Annotated in this window: 20 protein-coding genes and 1 riboswitch; of the genes, 16 read left to right on the top strand and 4 right to left on the bottom strand. The window is 43.8% G+C overall.

Features of this window, described 5'->3' with window-relative positions; genetic code table 11:
• Window positions 1-20 precede the first annotated feature (20 nt).
• On the bottom strand, window positions 21-2,180 hold the full coding sequence (locus ABGU93_RS02110; protein ID WP_347411854.1) for an HD domain-containing phosphohydrolase: 2,160 nt from the start codon (window positions 2,178-2,180) through the stop codon (window positions 21-23).
• A gap of 223 nt (window positions 2,181-2,403) precedes the next feature.
• A complete protein-coding gene (locus tag ABGU93_RS02105) occupies window positions 2,404-2,670 on the bottom strand; it encodes a zinc ribbon domain-containing protein (RefSeq protein WP_347411853.1) in 267 nt (88 codons plus the stop codon).
• Between the two features lie 684 nt (window positions 2,671-3,354).
• Between ABGU93_RS02105 and ABGU93_RS02100 the strand changes: the two genes are divergently transcribed.
• Both ABGU93_RS02100 and ABGU93_RS02095 read left to right on the top strand, forming a co-directional pair.
• Window positions 3,355-4,158 (top strand): methyltetrahydrofolate cobalamin methyltransferase, encoded by an 804-nt coding sequence (locus ABGU93_RS02100; RefSeq protein WP_347411852.1) that lies wholly within the window; start codon window positions 3,355-3,357, stop codon window positions 4,156-4,158.
• A gap of 45 nt (window positions 4,159-4,203) precedes the next feature.
• Entirely contained in the window at window positions 4,204-5,184 is a 981-nt protein-coding gene (locus ABGU93_RS02095; RefSeq protein WP_347411851.1) for a uroporphyrinogen decarboxylase family protein, read from the top strand.
• Between the two features lie 78 nt (window positions 5,185-5,262).
• Here the strand turns inward: ABGU93_RS02095 and ABGU93_RS02090 are convergent, their stop codons facing one another.
• Window positions 5,263-5,907: a TetR/AcrR family transcriptional regulator gene (locus tag ABGU93_RS02090; protein ID WP_347411850.1), complete on the bottom strand. Its 645-nt coding sequence runs from the start codon at window positions 5,905-5,907 to the stop codon at window positions 5,263-5,265.
• Between the two features lie 241 nt (window positions 5,908-6,148).
• Here ABGU93_RS02090 and ABGU93_RS02085 point away from each other — a divergent pair, with 241 nt between their 5' ends.
• From ABGU93_RS02085 to ABGU93_RS02070, 4 genes are all read left to right on the top strand, one after another.
• Window positions 6,149-6,682 carry an NAD(P)H-dependent oxidoreductase gene (locus ABGU93_RS02085; RefSeq protein WP_347411849.1) on the top strand — a complete coding sequence of 178 codons (534 nt, stop codon included), beginning with the start codon at window positions 6,149-6,151 and terminating at the stop codon, window positions 6,680-6,682.
• Window positions 6,679-7,341, top strand: coding sequence for a hypothetical protein (locus ABGU93_RS02080; RefSeq protein WP_347411848.1), 663 nt, complete (start codon window positions 6,679-6,681; stop codon window positions 7,339-7,341). Before ABGU93_RS02085 ends, ABGU93_RS02080 begins: the two co-directional genes overlap by 4 nt.
• A gap of 136 nt (window positions 7,342-7,477) precedes the next feature.
• The gene (locus ABGU93_RS02075) at window positions 7,478-8,521 is read left to right on the top strand and encodes a DUF4349 domain-containing protein (protein WP_347411847.1); all 1,044 of its coding nucleotides are present in this window, start codon (window positions 7,478-7,480) and stop codon (window positions 8,519-8,521) included.
• 12 nt (window positions 8,522-8,533) lie between these two features.
• Complete coding sequence (locus ABGU93_RS02070; protein WP_347411846.1) at window positions 8,534-8,941, top strand: zinc ribbon domain-containing protein; 408 nt, start codon at window positions 8,534-8,536, stop codon at window positions 8,939-8,941.
• A 63-nt stretch (window positions 8,942-9,004) separates the two neighbouring features.
• Here the strand turns inward: ABGU93_RS02070 and ABGU93_RS02065 are convergent, their stop codons facing one another.
• Window positions 9,005-11,068 carry a carbohydrate-binding domain-containing protein gene (locus tag ABGU93_RS02065; RefSeq protein ID WP_347411845.1) on the bottom strand — a complete coding sequence of 688 codons (2,064 nt, stop codon included), beginning with the start codon at window positions 11,066-11,068 and terminating at the stop codon, window positions 9,005-9,007.
• Between the two features lie 187 nt (window positions 11,069-11,255).
• A riboswitch (molybdenum cofactor riboswitch) is annotated at window positions 11,256-11,378 on the top strand.
• A gap of 129 nt (window positions 11,379-11,507) precedes the next feature.
• On the opposite strand from ABGU93_RS02065, the gene ABGU93_RS02060 reads away from it, so the two are divergent.
• The 10 genes from ABGU93_RS02060 (at window position 11,508) to ABGU93_RS02015 (ending at window position 18,925) form a co-directional block, all read left to right on the top strand.
• The gene (locus ABGU93_RS02060; protein ID WP_347411844.1) at window positions 11,508-12,017 is read left to right on the top strand and encodes a hypothetical protein; all 510 of its coding nucleotides are present in this window, start codon (window positions 11,508-11,510) and stop codon (window positions 12,015-12,017) included.
• A 90-nt stretch (window positions 12,018-12,107) separates the two neighbouring features.
• The gene (locus tag ABGU93_RS02055; RefSeq protein ID WP_347411843.1) at window positions 12,108-12,668 is read left to right on the top strand and encodes a hypothetical protein; all 561 of its coding nucleotides are present in this window, start codon (window positions 12,108-12,110) and stop codon (window positions 12,666-12,668) included.
• A 34-nt stretch (window positions 12,669-12,702) separates the two neighbouring features.
• The gene (mobB, locus tag ABGU93_RS02050) at window positions 12,703-13,464 is read left to right on the top strand and encodes a molybdopterin-guanine dinucleotide biosynthesis protein B (protein ID WP_347411842.1); all 762 of its coding nucleotides are present in this window, start codon (window positions 12,703-12,705) and stop codon (window positions 13,462-13,464) included.
• Window positions 13,457-14,143: an RIO1 family regulatory kinase/ATPase gene (locus tag ABGU93_RS02045; protein WP_347411841.1), complete on the top strand. Its 687-nt coding sequence runs from the start codon at window positions 13,457-13,459 to the stop codon at window positions 14,141-14,143. Before mobB ends, ABGU93_RS02045 begins: the two co-directional genes overlap by 8 nt.
• Complete coding sequence (locus ABGU93_RS02040; protein WP_347411840.1) at window positions 14,136-14,768, top strand: ECF transporter S component; 633 nt, start codon at window positions 14,136-14,138, stop codon at window positions 14,766-14,768. Before ABGU93_RS02045 ends, ABGU93_RS02040 begins: the two co-directional genes overlap by 8 nt.
• Window positions 14,769-14,833: 65 nt before the next feature.
• Window positions 14,834-15,517, top strand: a complete 684-nt coding sequence (locus ABGU93_RS02035; RefSeq protein WP_347411839.1) for an ABC transporter ATP-binding protein — start codon at window positions 14,834-14,836, stop codon at window positions 15,515-15,517.
• Between the two features lie 55 nt (window positions 15,518-15,572).
• Window positions 15,573-16,238 carry an ABC transporter ATP-binding protein gene (locus tag ABGU93_RS02030; protein WP_347411838.1) on the top strand — a complete coding sequence of 222 codons (666 nt, stop codon included), beginning with the start codon at window positions 15,573-15,575 and terminating at the stop codon, window positions 16,236-16,238.
• Complete coding sequence (locus ABGU93_RS02025) at window positions 16,228-16,962, top strand: energy-coupling factor transporter transmembrane component T (protein WP_347411837.1); 735 nt, start codon at window positions 16,228-16,230, stop codon at window positions 16,960-16,962. Before ABGU93_RS02030 ends, ABGU93_RS02025 begins: the two co-directional genes overlap by 11 nt.
• 66 nt (window positions 16,963-17,028) lie before the next feature.
• Window positions 17,029-17,538, top strand: a complete 510-nt coding sequence (locus ABGU93_RS02020) for a hypothetical protein (protein ID WP_347411836.1) — start codon at window positions 17,029-17,031, stop codon at window positions 17,536-17,538.
• A gap of 37 nt (window positions 17,539-17,575) precedes the next feature.
• On the top strand, window positions 17,576-18,925 hold the full coding sequence (locus ABGU93_RS02015; RefSeq protein ID WP_347411835.1) for an FMN-binding protein: 1,350 nt from the start codon (window positions 17,576-17,578) through the stop codon (window positions 18,923-18,925).

Genomic DNA, 18,925 nt, shown 5'->3' with positions numbered 1-18,925 from the left:
TTTATGGATGCACGGTTATTTTAAAGTTCATTATTGTTTTCTGACAGAATCCGCAAGAAAATATCGGCAATTTCTGGATCAAACTGAGTGGCTTTGCCATCAGCGATTTCCTGAATCGCCGCTTCCGCGGTCATGGGTTCTTTGTAAGGTCGGCCATAGGTCATCGCATCAAAGGCATCGGCGATGGCGATGATCCGGGCTGGTAATGGAATTTGTTCTCCCACTAAACCTTTTGGATAGCCTTTACCGTCATACCGCTCATGATGGACAAGAATGATATTGGCCAGCGGGGCGTAATCATTTAGTGAGCTTAAGATGCTGAAACTGATTTCCGGGTGTCGTCGGATTTCCAGCCATTCAAAATCACTGAGTTCGTCAACCTTATCCAGGATCTCGTTGCCAATGGCTATTTTTCCAATATCATGCAGGGCACCGGCAGTCTTTAGTTCATTTATTTCTTCTTTGGTCATTCCCATGGCGGCGCCAATCAGGCCGCTGATCTTACTCACCCGTTCCGAGTGTTCCTGCTCCCGGGGCAGTTTTTCATAAAGGGTCTTCATAATAAACTGGATGGCTTCGTTTCGGGTGCTGTTGCGTTCAGAAATTTTGTATTGATACATCTTATTCTCGGCAGCTTTAAACACTTCGGCGATTTCCTCATCAACAGTGGTTTTTACACCCCAGCCGCTGGAGATAGAGACCTGGCCGGCTTCCAGATGTTCGTGACTCAGAGACGTATTGATCCGCTTTGCTAATTCCTTGGCTTCCTGGATACTGGTTTGGGGGAGCAGGATCACAAATTCGTCGCCGCCGATGCGGGCGATAATATCATCGCTCCGGCTGATCTCCTGCATGGTCTGGGCAACCTTTTTTAACAATCGATCTCCGGCCATATGTCCGAAGGCATCATTGGTCAGCTTTAATCCGTTAACATCAAAAATAAGTAGGGATAAGGGCAGGTTTCGTGGTGTATTCAATCGTTTCAGTTCCTCATCAAAATAGCGGCGGTTATATAAACCGGTGAGGTGATCGTGGAAACTCAGGTATTCAATTTGTTCCTGCTTTTCCTTTTTATCAGTAAAATCCCGGAAGACAATCACGACCCCGGTAATATGACCATCCGGATCCCTGATCGGGGCAGCACTGTCTTCAACAGGGATTACCCGGCCGCTTTTAGACAGCAGAATAGTGTGATTGTTCAGCTCGGTGATTGTTCCTGTTTCCAGCACCCGGCGGGCCGGATTTTCGCAGCTTTCCCGAGTGTATTCGTCAACCAGAGTAAGAACCTGATCCAGCGGTAAGCCGTAAGCCTCTTGCTGGCACCACCCGGTTAGATTTTCAGCGACCCTGTTGATGAGGGTAACACAGCCCCGAGCATCGGTTGAAATAACACCGTCGCCAATGGATAACAGGGTAGTTCGAAAACGCTCTTTTTCGATAAAGAGCGATTTTTCAATGGCTTTGCGTTGGGTAATATCGTGGATGCTGACTACAAATCGGGGCGATTCATTTTCCTTGATATAAAAAATTTCGGCCAAAAACCACCGTTCATCAGCGGGCAGCGGAGACTTATACTCAAAATCCTGTTTTTTTCCGGTAGCATATGCGGTCTCAAAAATCATAAGCATTTCGTCGGCGAACTCTTTCGAAAAGATATCAGCAACATGACTTCCGATGAAAATATCTTTTGGAATAAAAAGAGTGGACTCATCTTGGACAATAACATTGGTGAAATGATAATCAGTACTGACTTCAAAGACAATATCATGGAGGGTAGTGAGAAGTAGGTTTTTCTCAGCCAGATCCTGTTTTTCCCTGGTTATATCATGAAACAGGGTAATAAAATAATTGGTTTCGGGAGAATAAACCTGGACCCGATACCATCGGTTCAGATGCTCTGAGTGCTTCTCTATTTCCCTGGAACCCTTGTCTAGTGCAATCTTTCCATAGATCTCGATCCAATCAAGAAAGTCGTCAGAGTTTTCAACGCCGGGAAAAATCTCAGTAACTGTCTTACCAATGATTTCTTCACCGATCAGACCGGTAGCTGTTTCAAAGGCTTCATTGACCTCGAGATATTCATAATTTACAGGAACACCCTGGGAATCACAAATAATTCGATGATAGGCATAGCCCACATGTAGGTTTTTAATAATATTGTGATAAAAATTATTTGCCATAATTCCTGGCCTCCTTTGTAAAAGAACTCAAGGCTTTTCTTTTATTTTGAAAATACATTTGTTTAATCCGGTGATTTGATAAATAAAGTTCGAATTATTTTATATTACTATTATGCATAATTTTAATAAAGAATACAATGATTTATTTATAAAACAAGAATGCTTCAGAATTAAAAAAATAAATGAGTTTTAATATATTTCGACTAATTATTATTAGCAGATTTCAAGTTTTTTTCCACCGTTTTAAGATGGGAAAAAAGGCTTCCATCTCTTCCCGAGCTTCATCTTTGTCAATTCCCGGTTTTTCTTTTAAGAAATAGGGAATACTCACCTCGATCATCCGTTCCATGGTGATGTTTGTTGTGAATTCGCCATTTTTATAACAATCGTCACAGTAGTCTCGGCTTTTAGTACCGTTTTTTTCAGTTCCATAGAGCTCATCGCTTTGCCCCATGGGTTTTCCGCAGCTTTGACACAGTTTTTCGTACATTGTACTTCTCCTATTCATTGTTTCAAAAATAAAGGTTTTAAAATATGATTTGCGTTTTTGCTGTGAATTAATTTTAAATAACTAATCGATCGAGAGATACCAGGGTATTTAAATAATGAAGCATCCGCACATATTTTATCTTTATCTATTATACCCGGGGTTGCCTCATCAAAACAGGAGATGCATTAGGAGGTAGCTAATAAGTAATTAAATAATTTGAGTAGTGAGGAATATAAATTAAGAAAACAGCATATCAGAAAGTTAACACTGCTGAAAGAGCAACTGAAAATTGTTATTTATTCGGATGATATTATAAAATAAAAGCATATTATAATATAGGGAACTGTATTTAAAGATAGAATTAAAATAAAATAAAGTGTTGGAAAAATGAAAAACAGGGTAATAATAAAGTAAATAGTCAAAAATTAACGATTACAATAACAAAAAAATAGTATATTATTAAAAATATACTAAAAAACGATTGACAGACTCAATGAATACGAGTACAATGAAATTGAAAATAGAAGATTAATTACAATATTATTTACGAATGCGATGAAAATCGCAGAGACCCATAGAATGATTTCCCGTTCAGATTCAAATATAAGTAATTGAGAAACTGATCGCAAAGTTCATAGCACCTTGCAATTACTTATCATTATAAATTTAAGGAGATTGATAAACATGATTATTATCGGAGAAAAAATTAACGGTGCGATTCCTTCCACAGCTAAGGCCATCGCCGCCAAAGACGGCGAATTCATTAAAAATCTAGCCAAGATTCAAACCGAAGCCGGTGTGGATTACATCGATGTCTGTGCTTCAGTCGATGACGACATTGAACTGGAAACCATGAAATGGTTGATTGACCTGGTTCAGGAAGTCACCGAAACCCCCATTGCGGTGGACAGCCCCAATGTTTATACCTGTATCGAATCGATGAAATACTGTAACAAACCCGGTTTATTTAACTCCGTATCGTTAGAAGGCGATAAGATCGACGCGGCATTTAAAGCCATTGCCGATACAAAATGGGAATGCGTAGCGCTGTTAAACAGTGACAAAGGGATTCCTAAAACCGCCAAAGACCGTCTCGATGTATTTGCCGATTTAATGGCCAAGGTCAAAGAATATGGCATCGATCCATCAAGAATGCACATTGATCCCCTGGTAGAAATGCTTTGTACGTCCGAAGATGGGATTGCCATGGTCGTCGAAGTGATCCGCAGCATTAAACAACAATACCCCACCATTCATGTTACCGGTGCGGTCAGCAATATTTCTTTCAACTTGCCTGCTCGTAAAATGGTTAACATGGGCTTTACCGTCCTGGCCATGAACGCTGGTCTGGACAGTGCTATTCTTGACCCAACCAATGGCGATTTAATGGGCATCATCTTTGCCACTGAAGCGTTAATGGGCGAAGATGACTACTGTATGGAGTATATTGGCGCTTACCGGGAAGGGATTTTCGGTCAGAAAAAATAGAAGATGATAAATGGAAAATGATAACATTAGGAAGGAGAAATTAAAATGTTGACAAAAAGACAAAATCTTGTGGAGGTCATGAAGGGTGGAAATCCGGATCGATTTGTAAAACAATATGAAGCTTTTGCGATGATGATGAAAACGCCAATCACGCGAATCAAGCCACCAGTAGGCGGAGAAATTGTAAATGAGTGGGGTGTCACCATCCGTTGGCCAGAAGGTCAATTGGGTGCTTTCCCCGTGCACGATGAAGAACACATTGTGGTTAAAGATATTACAAAATGGCAAGACTATGTAAAAGCGCCTTCAGTCGAACAACCGGCCGAAAAATGGGCAACTGCCATCGCTGAAGCTGAAGCGGTTGACCGAAATGATCAATATGTGACAGTTTTTGTAGCACCAGGCATCTTTGAGCAGGTTCATTATCTGATGAGTATGGAAGAAGCGTTGATGGCATTTTACGAAGAGCCAGAAGCCATGCATGAACTCATTGATTATATTGTAGAATTTGAACTGAAGCTGGCAAAAGAGTTTATCGATCATTTACACCCGGATGCACTTTTTCATCATGATGACTGGGGTAGCCAGATTAACTCCTTCATTTCACCGGCCATGTTTAAAGAATTCTTTGAACCGGCATACAAGAAAATTTACGGATATTATAAGGATAATGGCGTAGAACTGGTCATTCATCATAGTGACAGCTACGCAGCCAACCTGGTGCCATCGATGATTGAAATGGGAATTGACATCTGGCAGGGGGTTATGACTACTAATCATGTCCCCGAGCTGATCAAACAATACGGCGGAAAAATTACATTCATGGGTGATATTGACAGTGGCGTCATTGATTTCCCGGGTTGGACCCAGGAGAACATTGCCGAAAAGGTAGAAACGGCATGTCGACGATGCGGAAAACTGTATTTCATACCTGGTGCCAGCCAGGGATTAAATGTCAGCTCATTCCCCGGTGTTTATGAAGCAACGGATGAAGAGATTGATAAAATGACAAAAGAAATGTTTTAAAGCAATGTAATAATTAAAGGAGGTTTCACCCAGTTATTAATCTGGGTGAAACCTCCTTTTTGATGAAAAAAATTATTCCTAAAGAAATCTAATTTGACTGCAGTCAATGGTTCTAGCGATTTGAATACCTTTGAAAAGAAGGGTGGTGACAGAATGCTGATCAATGCCGAGCAATCGGGGAAGAATCCCGTTGAGCAAAAAGACCAGTTCATCAATGGAATCGTTAAGGGGTTTTTCAAAATAGTTAAGAAAATACTCCCGCCGTCCACCAAAATCGATGAAAAGGAAGTTATCGAATTCTCGCTCGCTGACGACCAGATTGTATTCCTGGATATAACCAAGGTAGGTGTTGCGGATGAAATCGCCGGCAATTCGGTAGTTTGATGCTTTTTTGAGAATTTCGTAGTAAAAACGACGATTGTTTTCATTGTTGAGAATCTGATCAAAATAGATATAACTCAAGGCCGCGTGATGGAGGATGGAATTTTTAAATCCGTCAATTGACAGGGCATTCAGACACTTATCAATTTGCTGATAATAATCCGCATATATTTCGTGAACAATATTATCTTTTGTTTTGAAATAATAGGTAAAAAGACCGATGGGTGTATCTGCTGCCGTTACGATATCTTTAATCTTGGTTTTCTCATAACCCTGTTCATAAAAGCACTTTTTTGAAATTTCATAAAGATGGTTTCTTGTCTGGATACCTTTTTCGTACATTATACACTCCTTGAGGTTTATGGATTAGATCTGCTTATATCCTACCATATTTTAGCCAAGATTTGAATCATAAAAATTATAAATTGTTTAAATTTTATGATTTTAACTTAAATGGAAAGATATTAAATACTGACATCTGTTTAGGTTGACAATACAGATAATATGTAATATATTACCTTTTATAGAATTGGTTGTTTTGAGGCACCCAGTGTCAGTAAATATAAAGAAAAAGAGGACGATTATGATTACCATATTATCAGATCAAACCAGACAAGAAGTTGGCGAAAAACTCGATTCAAAATTAAGGGAGCGGAAAATAGAAACTCAATTTATTTCCTTAACTGACTTGAATGTGGGTCCCTGTTATAGTTGCGGCGGCTGTACCGATAAAACCTATGGACAGTGCATTCATCGGGACGATGCCGATCTCATTTTACCTAAACTGATGAGAACCGATGTGATGGTAATGGTTACTCCAGTTAAATGGGGAAGCTATTCATTTAAAACAAAACGTGTTTTTGACAAATGTGCCATTATCGGAGATCGTCATTATTATTGCAAAAATGGGGAGCTGGTCAAAGGAAAAATTGGTCGGGTTCACACGTTTATGGCGATCGGCGTTAAGGATCAATGGAGGAATGACGAAAAAAATGCTTTTAATAATCTGGTTGAGGAAAACATCAAGATTATGAACATTAAGGGCAGCGTGTATATGGTTGATGACAGCAATATCGGAACTTGCCTTGAATCAGCAGTGGAGGGTTTAAGTCTATGAAAAAAGCAGTTATTATAAATTTAAGCCCCCGAAAAGCAGGGACAAGCATGATGCTGGCCAATCGTTGCAAAGAATTTTTGTCTGCCCGGGATTATCTGGTGGAAATCCTGCATTTATATCCAAATTTGAATGACCTGAACCCATTATTGACGGCGATCAATGAAGCCGAGTCAATCATTATGGTTGGTCCCAGTTACATTGATACCTATCCGGCAGACACGGTTTATTTATTGGAAGCGCTTGAAAAAAAACGGGAGGTCCTCCATGGACAAGATCTTTATGGCATTATCCAGGGCGGCATGCCCTATGTCCATACCCATGAATCAGGTCTGAAAATGCTGGAATTATTTGCCGGAGAGAATGATCTCAGTTACAAAGGGGGATTTGTGATCGGCATGGGGGCAATGCTAAATGGGCAGCCTCTGGACAAGCTCCTAAATGGAAAAAAAGCTGTGAGCGGGTTTGAACAATTTCTGGAGAATGTGGCAAAGCAGGCAAGTTCTCCACCGTCCCTGTATTATCAGGCCCAGTTAAAAATGCCTGGACTGGTTTATTGGATTATGGCAACACTCATGAACCGTAAAATTGACAAAGACCGAAGAGAAAAGGGGATTGAGGATCAGGCAAAATGCCCCTATGATAATTTAGAGATTAATTAACGGCGCATTAAAAAACAGGCGAATTGGCTGGAAATGATAAAAAAATAGTGTTTTGCATTTTTATTAAAAATTAGGGTAAAAAGTAAGGAGACTAAGAAAAGTCATCAGCTTGGAATTTTATTAAGGAGGTGGATTCATGGATCAGGAAAAACCGAACCAAAACATGGGATCTAAAAAAAATACATCAGCGGATTTCAGGCAGGGGAAGCCCGTGTTTTTCAAAGCAAGAACAGGTTGGCTTGGGGGTATAGCCATTATTTTATGCTGTCTGATAATGATTGTGGCTGGGGGCTGTTTTAGTGGCTCAACTCAGGAAAACAGTAAAACTGCAACTGATGAATTGATGGTCTCTGATCAGGCAGGCGGTGAGACTGCGAATGCCGTGCCAGTACCTGAGGCTACGGCCAATGCCTGTACTCCCTTTGATACATCCAAAATTATTTATTCCGGAAATATCAGTCTGAATACCGAAGACTACCAGAATACCTTTGAAAAAATCAGCAGTTATGCAGTCGAACTGGGGGGATTTGTTCAAGATTCTGGATCAAACTATGCTTCGGAACAGGCTGGTGTTCAGGCCAACTCCGGTTATCTTACCATTCGGGTGCCATCGGATAAATTTTCAGAAGCCATGACGCAGATTCAGTCATGGGGCAGCCCGAACAGTGCCAACGTCAGCAGTACCAACATTTCTCAGCAGTATCAGGATGTTCAGGCGCAACTCAACAATCTGAAAATTGAAGAGGGGCGGTTGTTGGATTACTTAAAGCAGGCGACTAACATTACCGACATGCTGGCCATCGAAAGTGAACTGAACCGCGTACGAACAGAAATTGACAGTCTGACATCCACCATTAAAAACTGGGATACCGAAATGGCTTACTCAACGATTTACGTTTCACTCTATGAAAAGAGATTATCCTCCACCGCGGTCAATTCACCATTTTCAGAAATATTCACGAAAATTGGGGAAGGTTTTGTCACCTCGTTAAATCTTTTGCTCTATATCATATCATTTCTGATCGTTTTGATTTTCAGACTGATCCCATTTGCAGCCTTAGCCGGCTTGGGATTCTTTATCTTTATAAAGATCAGAAAAAAGAATAAAGATAAAAAGAACAAAAGCGGGAAAAGTAAACCGGATAAAACGGAAGACGAAAAAACGGAAAATAAAATCTAAGGAGGAAAGACAATGTTTTGTGAAAATTGTGGTAAACAAATTCCCGATGATGCGGTATTTTGTACACATTGCGGGGCTAAACAGTTAAGAACGCCGGCACCGCCGCAAACCGTGAACCGTGTTCAACAGCCCCAACCGGTTAGACCGAGTTCGCCTCAACCATCGGTTCAGGCATCCGGGGGAGTAGATCTGATCACAATGGGTCAGTACCTGATTATGTTTTTAATCATGTGTATCCCTATTGCCGGTATTGTGATGCTCTTTATCTGGGGTTTCGGTAGCGAAACGGGCCCCAACAAAAAGAATTTTGCCCGGGCATACCTGGTGATGATGGCAATTGCCATCGGGGTAGGGATTCTGCTAAGTATTGTAATGGGCGCGATTATAGCTTCCATTATGAGTTCTATGTATTATTATTAATCGATAATCAAAAAAAGATGCCATTTTGTGATGGCATCTTTTTTGATCTGACCGTCGTTAAGATCAGACAGCGGTTTCGGTTGGTGGTGTCATTGGGGTTGTCCCCGGTTCGGGACGTGTTCCTCCAGTGCCGCCACCGGGACGACTGCCAGCGGCATTGCCGTTACTGGTGACGATAGCGGTTTGCTCAATTTCAACAGTCTGGCTACCAGCAGTTAAGGTGTAGGTTGATCCAACGCTCATCTCGGGGGTGCTGATCACCACCGCCTGGTAGGCTTTTTCTGGTGTAAATGAAGCCAGAATCGTCCCGCTGGCATCCGTTAAACTGATCTCGGTACCTGCTTCAATTTTTGAAGTGAAATTATAGAGAATCGATGCCTGGGTTGATGAATTCGAAAAGCTCTGGGCCATCCCAGAACTTCCGGCAATCATAATCGTGCCACCGCTGACCTCGGCAGTACCGTCATAATCCATGGCACCCTCGCCGTCACTGGTGGGACCGTCGACGTAAAGGGTTCCGCCAGAAACGTAGAGGTTTCCGTTAGAGTCGATGCCGTCGCCAGTTGTATTGAGACGGATGGTACCGCCGGCGATGGAGATATAAGCATTGGTGTCAGCAGCCATCATCCCACCACCACCGGGTGTTTGAGCACCACCATCAGGCATCTGTGCGGTTTCAGTTGTTTCCGTTGTTTCAGCATCGGTGGTTGTTTCACTGGCTGCATTTAAGCCGTCATCGGTGGCGGTGACGTCGATGTCACCGCCCTCAATAACAATGGCGGTGCCTTCAATACCTTCGCTGCAATTGGTGATATTAAAGGTCCCACCGGCAATATAGACATAGCCTTTGGTGGTGTCACTATCGTGTTTTGATGTGAGGCCTTTACCGTCTGAAGAACTGATGTTGAAGACACCGTCGTTTATTTTAATGGCATCCTTGCCGTTTAATCCGGCTTTTACCGCGGAGATGTTATAGGTGCCACTAGTAATGACCAGGTCATCCTTGGAGACAATCCCATGCTTATAGTTAGCTGTGATGTTGAGGGTACCAGAACCGTTGATGGCTAAATCGGTTTTGCTGAAGACGACGGCATCAACCGTATTGTCGTCGGTCTGGATATATTCAGTTCCATCGGACAAGGTATTGGTTGTGCCATCAGCCAGGGTAATAAATACCTTGTCGGCACTCATAAGATAAATGGAGGCACTGTTGCTATTATGTATGGTGACGCCGTTTAAGACAAGCTGCACCTTTTCCGTATCCGTGGTTTCCACCCTTATCTGGCCTTCGGTAAGATTTCCGGTCACGACATAGGTGCCTTCTGCGGTAATGGTAAGAATGCCATTTTCGGCAGTAGCGCCGGCACCAGTTACCTGGATGTCAGTTCCGTTAAAAACTACGTGGGTAGCGGTGCTGTCTTCGTAACTGCCATTTTGCTCGCGGTTTGAGAACTCCTTATCCACCGCAATGGTTGAAGTTGGTGAAGCGATGGCGGCTGAAGGGGTTGATGAATCATCGGTGTCCTCATTGCTTTCATCATCGGTGTCGGTCTCGTCGGAATCGCTGCTGTCCGAATCGGAGGGTATTATTTGAACCTCCAGCGCTTCCAACCGCTGGCTCAAGCCCGTCGTTCCCAATTCGGCACCGTCAGCGACCCAATCGGTGTCGCCCTGATTCTGAATGTGACCGCGGTACGTCACAGAATAACCGGACAAAGCATTGCCTTCATCATCCACCAGACGGATTCTGATGGCTTCGATTCGTTGGCTTTTATCCCTGGTTCCGGCAAACTCACCATCAGAAACCCAGTCCATCCAGCCTTCATTTTGAACATGGACCTGATATTCGATATGGGCATTTTCTGGTACGGTTCCTGTTAATTCAATCCAGAAGCCCTCCAGACGCAGACCTTGACCTTCGGTGCCCAATTCGGTAGGGCCTTGGATCCAGGTGTTGTCCAGGGGGGAGTCCCCGGTATTCTGAATATGGCCCCGGTACTCGACGCCGATACTATTTGAAACTGCGGTTGTAGTGGTGGATCGATCGGATCCAGCAAAAACATTGGTTGAGAAGCTCAACGACAGGATGGTCATTGCTGAGATCATGGATAGGGTTGATTTTTTCATAATTACCTCCTAATTTATAAAGAACCAGCCAGAGGAATTGTTGCTTTTCATTTTATTATCATATCTCGGACAGGTGAGCGTTATGTGAAGAGATAGTGGGTGGCAACTGAAAATTTATCGGTGCCATTTACAAATAGAAGTTGACAATTAAAGGCTAAAAAAATATAATGAAAATAATCAAATACGGAATGAAATTGCTTACTGATCTTATCTTCCTAAAACATGGAAATGTCATGGAGGTTAAGACGTTAGGGTTCTGCGGGAAACGACAGGGCCTCCCACATTGGAAAAGTAAGAAAAATCATGTTTGCATGGAATTTTTTGTGGGTTTAGCTTTGCTGAACCTGCTTTTTTTTGCAGAATTTGAATTTTTTTATGTTTCCTTTGGGATTTTTGGTTTGCGCAGCCTTCCGTTAAAAAGAAAGCTCAGGAGGAAAAAATGAAAAAGAAGTTGTTAACACTGGCATTGGTGATGGTTTTAGGGGTTGGTCTGCTTGGTTGCAGTGCGCCAGCAGCAAATTCAGGCAAAGAAGAAAACGCTTCCAAAACGGAAACGGCAACCCAGAGTCAGGAGACGGTTGCGCAATTTAGTATCACTCTGGAAGGGGTTGATGGAAAAACCCAGTTGACTCAGGCAGATCTGGCCGCTCTTCCACTGGTAGAAAAAACCATTAAAATGACTAAAAAAGATGGTTCAGAAACGGGTGGTGTTTTTCAAGGTTATGCTTTAAAGGATGTCGCTAAACAATTAGGCATCACCGACTTCATCAGCATCACAATGGCAGCATCAGATGGCTATTCCAAGGCCTATGACAAGGCGACAGTTGAGGCTGAGGATTCGCTACTGACCGTTTCATTAGACGGTGAAGAACTGGTCAGCGTAGTTGCCGGCAGTTTAGGTTCCAGTGCCTGGGTTCAGAACATCAGTAAAATGAGTGCTGTCAAATAATAAAGACTTAAGTGGGCAAGGTTATCTTTGCCTGCTTTATTTTAGTTTGGGAATAAATCAGTAATTCAGCAGTTGAGGAGAACTATAAAGATGAGCAGACAAGAACTCAGAGAAGATCGCGTTGTCAATCACAAGAAAAGTCTCAAACGATGGATTCTGCCACTGATAATTCTATTCTTAACCCTTTCGTCAGTGCTTCTGATCACGATTAATAAAACGCAGACGGAGGAACGGTTGGCGGCGCTGGGCCGGGAAACGGTTAGAATCATCGTCAATGATGAAATGGTCGCTCAGTTTGATCTGGATGCGGTCAAAGCGCTGCCAAAGGTTCTCACGGATGAAGGTTTAAATACCAGCCAAGGTAAGGAAGAGATTGTCTTTGGCGGGGTATTGCTAAAAGATGTATTAGATACCATTGATTTTGACTATCACCAGTATGAAAAAGTAACCTATAAAGCGATTGATGGTTATGCTTCTCCCGGAACGATTGCCGAATTGGATGGCGATGGGGTTTATCTTGTCTATGAACGCAACGGCGTCGTAAATACCGATAAAACCCAGGGTGGAACGGGCCCGATGGAAATAGTCATAACTGGTGAGACCTTCAGTTTGCGAAATTGCAAATATCTAAGTGAAATTTATTTTGAGTAAAAAGACTGTTACCATACGAAGATGAGGAGAAGTGATGAAGGTAATATCGGTACGGGGATTGACCCATTCGGGAAAAACAACGGTTATTGAAACCATTATCAGCGGTTTGCAAAGAAGAGGATACTCGGTGGGATCGGTTAAGGAAATTCATTATGAAGCTTTTGCCATGGATCAACCGGGAACGAACACATATCGCCATAAACAGGCGGGGGCACAGCTGGTAACGGCGTTGGGAATGGCAGAAACAGATATTCTTTACCAGGAAAAACTGCCGCTTCGAAAGCTGCTGGCTCACTATGATCATGATTATGTAATACTGGAGGGTGTTGACGATCCGGCCATTCCCAAAATTGTCACCGGACACGATTATGAGGGTCTTGAAGAGCGGTTGGATGACACGGTGTTCGCATTTTCCGGAGTTATCGCAGACCAGTGCAGTAACTATCGGGGAAAAGCAGTGGTTCACTGCTTACAAGAACCGGATCGTTTGGTTGATCTGGTTCAGCAATATGCGTTTGATCTTTTGCCCGGTTTTTCAGAAAAATGCTGTGGTTTATGTGGCACTGATTGTGCTGGTTTTTGCCGGCAGATTGTCGCTAACGAGGTAAAAAGAGCGGATTGTCCCCTCAAAGATGACGGGGTGACGCTGAAAATCAATGAGCAAAAGGTCGTGATGGTCCCCTTTGTTCAAAAACTGATTCAAAATGTGGTGCTCAGTGTCGTTTCGGAACTGGAAGGATATGAAAAAGGTGCCGATATAAAAATTCACCTTGGCAGACCAGAAGATGATGAGTGAGACCATTCAAAAATACTATCAAACTGGAAACTATCAGGTGCTCAGACAATTCAAAAGTAAAAAAAACCGGGTTCAGCTGATCGAAATATCAGCGGATCAGCAGGTGATCCGGCTGATCGAAAAAACATTTACAGAAGCAGCAGCGCTAAAAAAAGAATTGTCAATGTTAAGCCTGCTTCATGAAATGGAGTTTAGCGTCCCCGAATGTTTGGGGCGGTTTGGCCGGGTCCTTTTGTACGAATATCTTGGCGAAATGACGCTTTGTGAGAAACTGGAAATAGCGGAAGTCTGTGAACCGGACTTATTTTCAGGCCCCGTCAACCGGAACAGTGAGATCACTGCGTTGTTAAAAAAAACCATTGACTGGCTGAATCGGTTGCATCAAAAAACAGGTCTGACTTTTTATGATATCAATCTCAGAAATTTCATCGTTAGGGATAATCTTATTTATGCCATTGATTATGAAGATTTCAGTAAGCTTAAGCCGGCGGTTGATTATGGCAGACTGCTAGCCTTTATCCTGACCTATAAACCGGTCTTTACCGAGTGGAAAAAAGCTTTGATCCGGGAATTGGAAGACTACCTTGATACCGAGTTCAAGGTTGATATGGATGAAGTCCGGCAGGAAAAAGAAAAAGAGCTTGTGCGTATAAGTGAAAGGAGGGCTAAGCTTGTTTGAAAAAAAGTTTGAAAAACTAACCCTTTTCGACCTGGTCACAATTGCCATGATGGCGGCTTTGGGGATTGCGGTAAAGGTTGTCCTGGTGCCGCTGGTACATGTTATCACCGGTCCATTTTTCATCCCGGGGGGATCCATTTCCGGGGGCATCTATATGCTGTTTATTGTTTTAGGGGCGATGCTGGTAAAAAAAACCGGAGCGGCCGTTCTGGTTTGTCTGGTTCAGGCGATTCTGGTCACCGTCACCGGTACCATGGGTTCCCATGGCATCATGAGTATGCTCACCTATTTAATGCCGGGCATCGGTGTGGAAATGCTTTATTTTTTAATTGGAAAATACAAATACACCAAAGGGGGCTGCTTTAGTGCCGGGGTGGTGGCAAATGTATTGGGGAGCTTTGGCGTTAATTTTGTCTTCTTCCGCTTGCCGCTGATCCCGCTGCTGCTGACTTTGAGTTTGTCGGCCTTATCGGGAGGGCTGGGAGGACTGCTGGCTTACGCCATTGCCAATCAGGTCAACCGCTTGGGGTCTTTCAATGAGCCGGAACTGATGGAGGAGATCGATATCAGCCGCAGTGGTGATCCCGGATTAGTCGATCCAGCGGAAAAGACAAACCATGAATAAGCCACAAGTACAAAAGAAGTCAGTTGATATTCAAAAAATAATCATCAGTAAAACTGGAGGCCGAAATGAATCCCATAGAAGTGCGCGATCTCTATTTTCGTTATCCCGGCAGCGAGGTCAATATCCTCCATGGACTGGATCTGAGTCTGGAAAAGAATGAAATTCTGGCTGTCGCTGGTCATTCTGGCTGTGGCAAAAGCACGCTGTGTCATATTCTGGCCGGGATCATTCCCAAAACCATCCGGGGCAGAGTACAGGGCGAAGTGACCGTGTTTGGCGAATCTATTTTTGAAATGAAAACGCCCAGATTAGCCGAAACGGTGGGAATTGTCTTTCAGGAGCCGGATAATCAATTGTTTTCCCCCACCATTGAGGCGGAGGTTGCCTTTGGTCCTGAAAATCTTTGTATCAAACGGGAGATCATCGGGGCACGGATTGCAGCGATGCTAAAAATGGTGGGAATGGAGGATTACCGGTTTGATTCGCCTAATAATCTTTCCGGTGGTCAAAAGCAACTGATTGCCCTGGCTTCAGTCCTCAGTATGGAACCACAGGTACTGCTGTTTGATGAAGCCTTGTCTCAGATCGATACCCGCGGCCGGGAGCTGATTAAAGCGGTCATGGGGCGCTTAAGAGAAGCGGGGAAATCAATCATCATGGTGGAACATGATTTTGAAAATATGAATCTTGCCGATCGCATTCTGGTGCTGAAGCATGGCCGTCTGATTCCCTATGATGGCAGCTTGTAGAAAAATTTAGATCAAACGGTGAAAAATTAAGCGCTAAACAATGAATGGAGCCAGAATGGAGAGCTATATCAAACTCAAGGGAATATCCTACGGCTATCCCCGCAGCAGGTTTGCCTTAAGGGATATCAATATGTCCCTGAATCAGGGCGAAATTGTCGGGATCACCGGTGAAAATGGGTCAGGGAAAACCACCCTGGGAAAAATTATCATGGGTATTCTGATGCCTGATTCGGGAAATATCGTAATCGACGGAGTCGACGGAAAGAACTTGAAGCTGTGTGAGCGTGGATTTAAGATTGGTTATGCCTTTCAAAACCCGGATCGTCAGCTTTTTGCTGCGAATGTTCAGGATGAAATCATCTTTCCGCTGGAAATTAAGGGAGTGGATAAAACGACCGCACTAGAAAGGGCCGCCGCACTGCTGGAGCGGTTTGAGCTGAGTCATCTCAAAGAACGGGTGCCGATGCGGCTGAGTCGGGGCGAAAAACAACGCCTGGTGCTGGCGGCAACCCTGGCGCAGGAGCCCGGGTTTTTAATTCTGGATGAACCCGCTACGGGGCTCGATCGGGACCGAAAAAAAGCGCTGTACCAGTTGATGGAAGAACTGGCACGGGAAGGCATTGGTCTGGCCGTGATTTCCCACGATCTTCAATTTATCAGGGATCATACCAATCGCATTATCAGACTGGAAAACGGAAAGGTTGTGGACGATGGCTGCTAAGATCGATCCGCGGACAAAAATAGTGCTGGTCCTCTGTCTGACTTCCATGGTACTGGTGGTCGAGAATCTGGCTTTTGTTGTGGGGATTGGTATCATTTCAATTGCCTGCGCGCTGCTGATGGGGGTGGAGTTATTGGCGCTGATCAGGCGGTATCGGCGGATTCTGATCTTGCTCTTGACCCTCTCGATTGTCCAGAGTATTTTTACACCTGGTACAAAGGTGATTTTTGAAGTGTTTGGGATCCCGCTGCTGACCGAAAAAGGGCTTGAAATGGGGATTAAAACATTTGTCCGGATGCTGGTCATACTGACTTCCGGGGTTATTATGTCGACCTCAAACTACCGGGAGACCATACAGGGGTTGATCCAGTGGAAGGTGCCCTATAAAATCGCCTTTATGACGGCGTTGTCGTTGCGGTTTATTCCCATCTTCACCGAAGAATTTCAGGATTCCATGGTGGCGCTGCAGTTAAAGGGGATTGATTTCAGAAAGATCCCCTTTGGTAAGAAAACTCAAATCTATGTCTATCTGATTACGCCAATTATTCTGTCCTCATTAAAGCACGCCGAAGAAATCGCCATTGCGATGGAAAGCAGAGCCTTCGGCGCCTATCAAAGCCGGGTGGAATACCTGGTGCTCAGACTAAAAGGATATGATTATGGGGTGATGATTGCAGCAGTTCTTCTGAGTATCAGCTACGTTTCGGCGGCTTTGATGATCTAGAGAAGCAATAAAACAATGCCGCAAATATATAAGCTTATTTAAAATAAAAATCAACAGGAGAGTTTAATGAAAAAGAGTATCAGCCTGTTTTTGGCGATAATGATGGCAATGTTTCTGGTGGTGGGATGCAGTGGCGGTGGTGAGAAAACTTCTGCAAGTGCACCGAAATTTTCGGGAACGGCCCAGGTAAAGGTCTTCACTGCCGCTGGTCAGGAATGGATCATTGATCAGAAAACGATGTCCACCGCCCCGCTGGTGGCGTTTGAAACGACCCAGGGAAAAAGCGGCGAAGAACCAATAACCAATGAACATTTGGGAATCCTCTTAAAAGATATTTTGGCAACAACCGGCGTGGATTTGAGTACGGTTAATCAGATCACCTGTACTTCCCGGGACGGTTTTTCAAAGGCCTATAGTAAAGCAGATCTGGAAGATCCGGAAAAACTTTTTCTGACCTTTGCAATGGATGGAGAAAATTTGGCCTTTGAGAATGATGATTGTTTTTTTATCGTGGCCAAGAATGAGAACTTTAAACAAAACTGGACAAAATTTCTGAAGGAAATTGAGATTTCCTGATTAACGGATTTATGCGATAAGAGAAAGTGAGGGAAAGATGAAAAGAGGTTATATAGGGGTTCTAACCGGTCTGATGATGGTGATGTTAGCCGGTTGTGCCGGTGGCATCAGTTATGAAGCTGGCAGCTATGTAGGGTCAGCGCAAGGGAAAAATGGTCCCATCAAGGTGGAGGTGACCTTTTCTAAAAACAAAATTGAATCGGTACAAGTGGTTTCGCACAAGGATGATCTGGACTATGCAACCAAAGCGGTCGAAGGGATGCCGGAAATTATCATTGAAAAACAACGTCTGGACGTTGATGCAGTTTCTGGGGCGACCCTGACCAGCCGGGGCATCATTGGTGCGGTGGCTCAATGTGTAACAGATGCTGGCGCCGATCCCCAAAAGCTGGGCTACACATCGGTAGCAAAGAAAACCGACAGTCAGGAAGTGCTGATTACCGGTCTGGCCGATGAAAAGATCGTCACCGGCGATGAAATCAAGGCCATGACGCCAGTGACATTCGAAGCGATTTCAATTGATGCCAGTGGAACACAAACGCCCACCTCCGGAAAAGGAGTCAAACTGGAAGATATTCTGGCGCAATATGGGGAATCGCAAAAAAACTATGATGCTATTGTATTAAATGCCACTGATGGTTATGCCATCGAAATCCCCCGGGATGTATTGGCGATTCGGGATGTGATCATTGCTTATGAGGTTAATGGTGCAGCCTGTGATTTGCGGACGGTGGTGCCGGAGGAACGGGCGATGTACTGGGTGAAATTCCTTAATAAAATCGAAATTAAGGGGGCTGTGACCCAGGTCGAAACCGAAAATCTGGCCATGCTGGAAACGGCAGTTTTGATGTGTACACCAGAAACCTACAAATATTATGATGCCATTGATCAGGCGGTACCAACCAGTCAGCTATTGGAAAAAACCGGTGCTGTGAAAACAGAGACAGTGGATGTGGCCGGGATGGATGGCTGGGCGCGAACCGAAAATTATGATCTATATAAAAATCAGTATATTAAAATTACCGGCGAAAATGCGCCAATGTTTATTGGTCCGGATCTTCCGGAAGGGATGCGGATGAAGGATATGCTCTATAATAAGCTGGGAAAAGATCTGCTTTTGAGTGTTTCAAAAGCACAGGAAAAATATGGCACCACCACCCTGAATGGAAAATCCGGGGTTGCTATCGAAAAAATATTCCAGGAGCTAAAAATCCGGGAGGCAGCCAGATACAAGCTGACGGGTTCCGATGGGTACGAAACAGAAATGACCCTGGAAGAACTTAAAAAGGGGATTTTAACGTGTTCTGACAGTGGTATTGATGGCTTTTTTGAAGGGGCAGACGCAGTTCCGGTGAAAGGACTACTCTTCATTAAAGCGGTTGTGTAG

This window comes from Acetobacterium sp. (assembly GCF_039830195.1).
In the GTDB taxonomy this organism is placed as follows: domain Bacteria; phylum Bacillota; class Clostridia; order Eubacteriales; family Eubacteriaceae; genus Acetobacterium.
The sequence above is the reverse complement of the archived record's forward strand: the minus strand, read 5'-3'. Positions and strand labels throughout refer to the sequence as shown.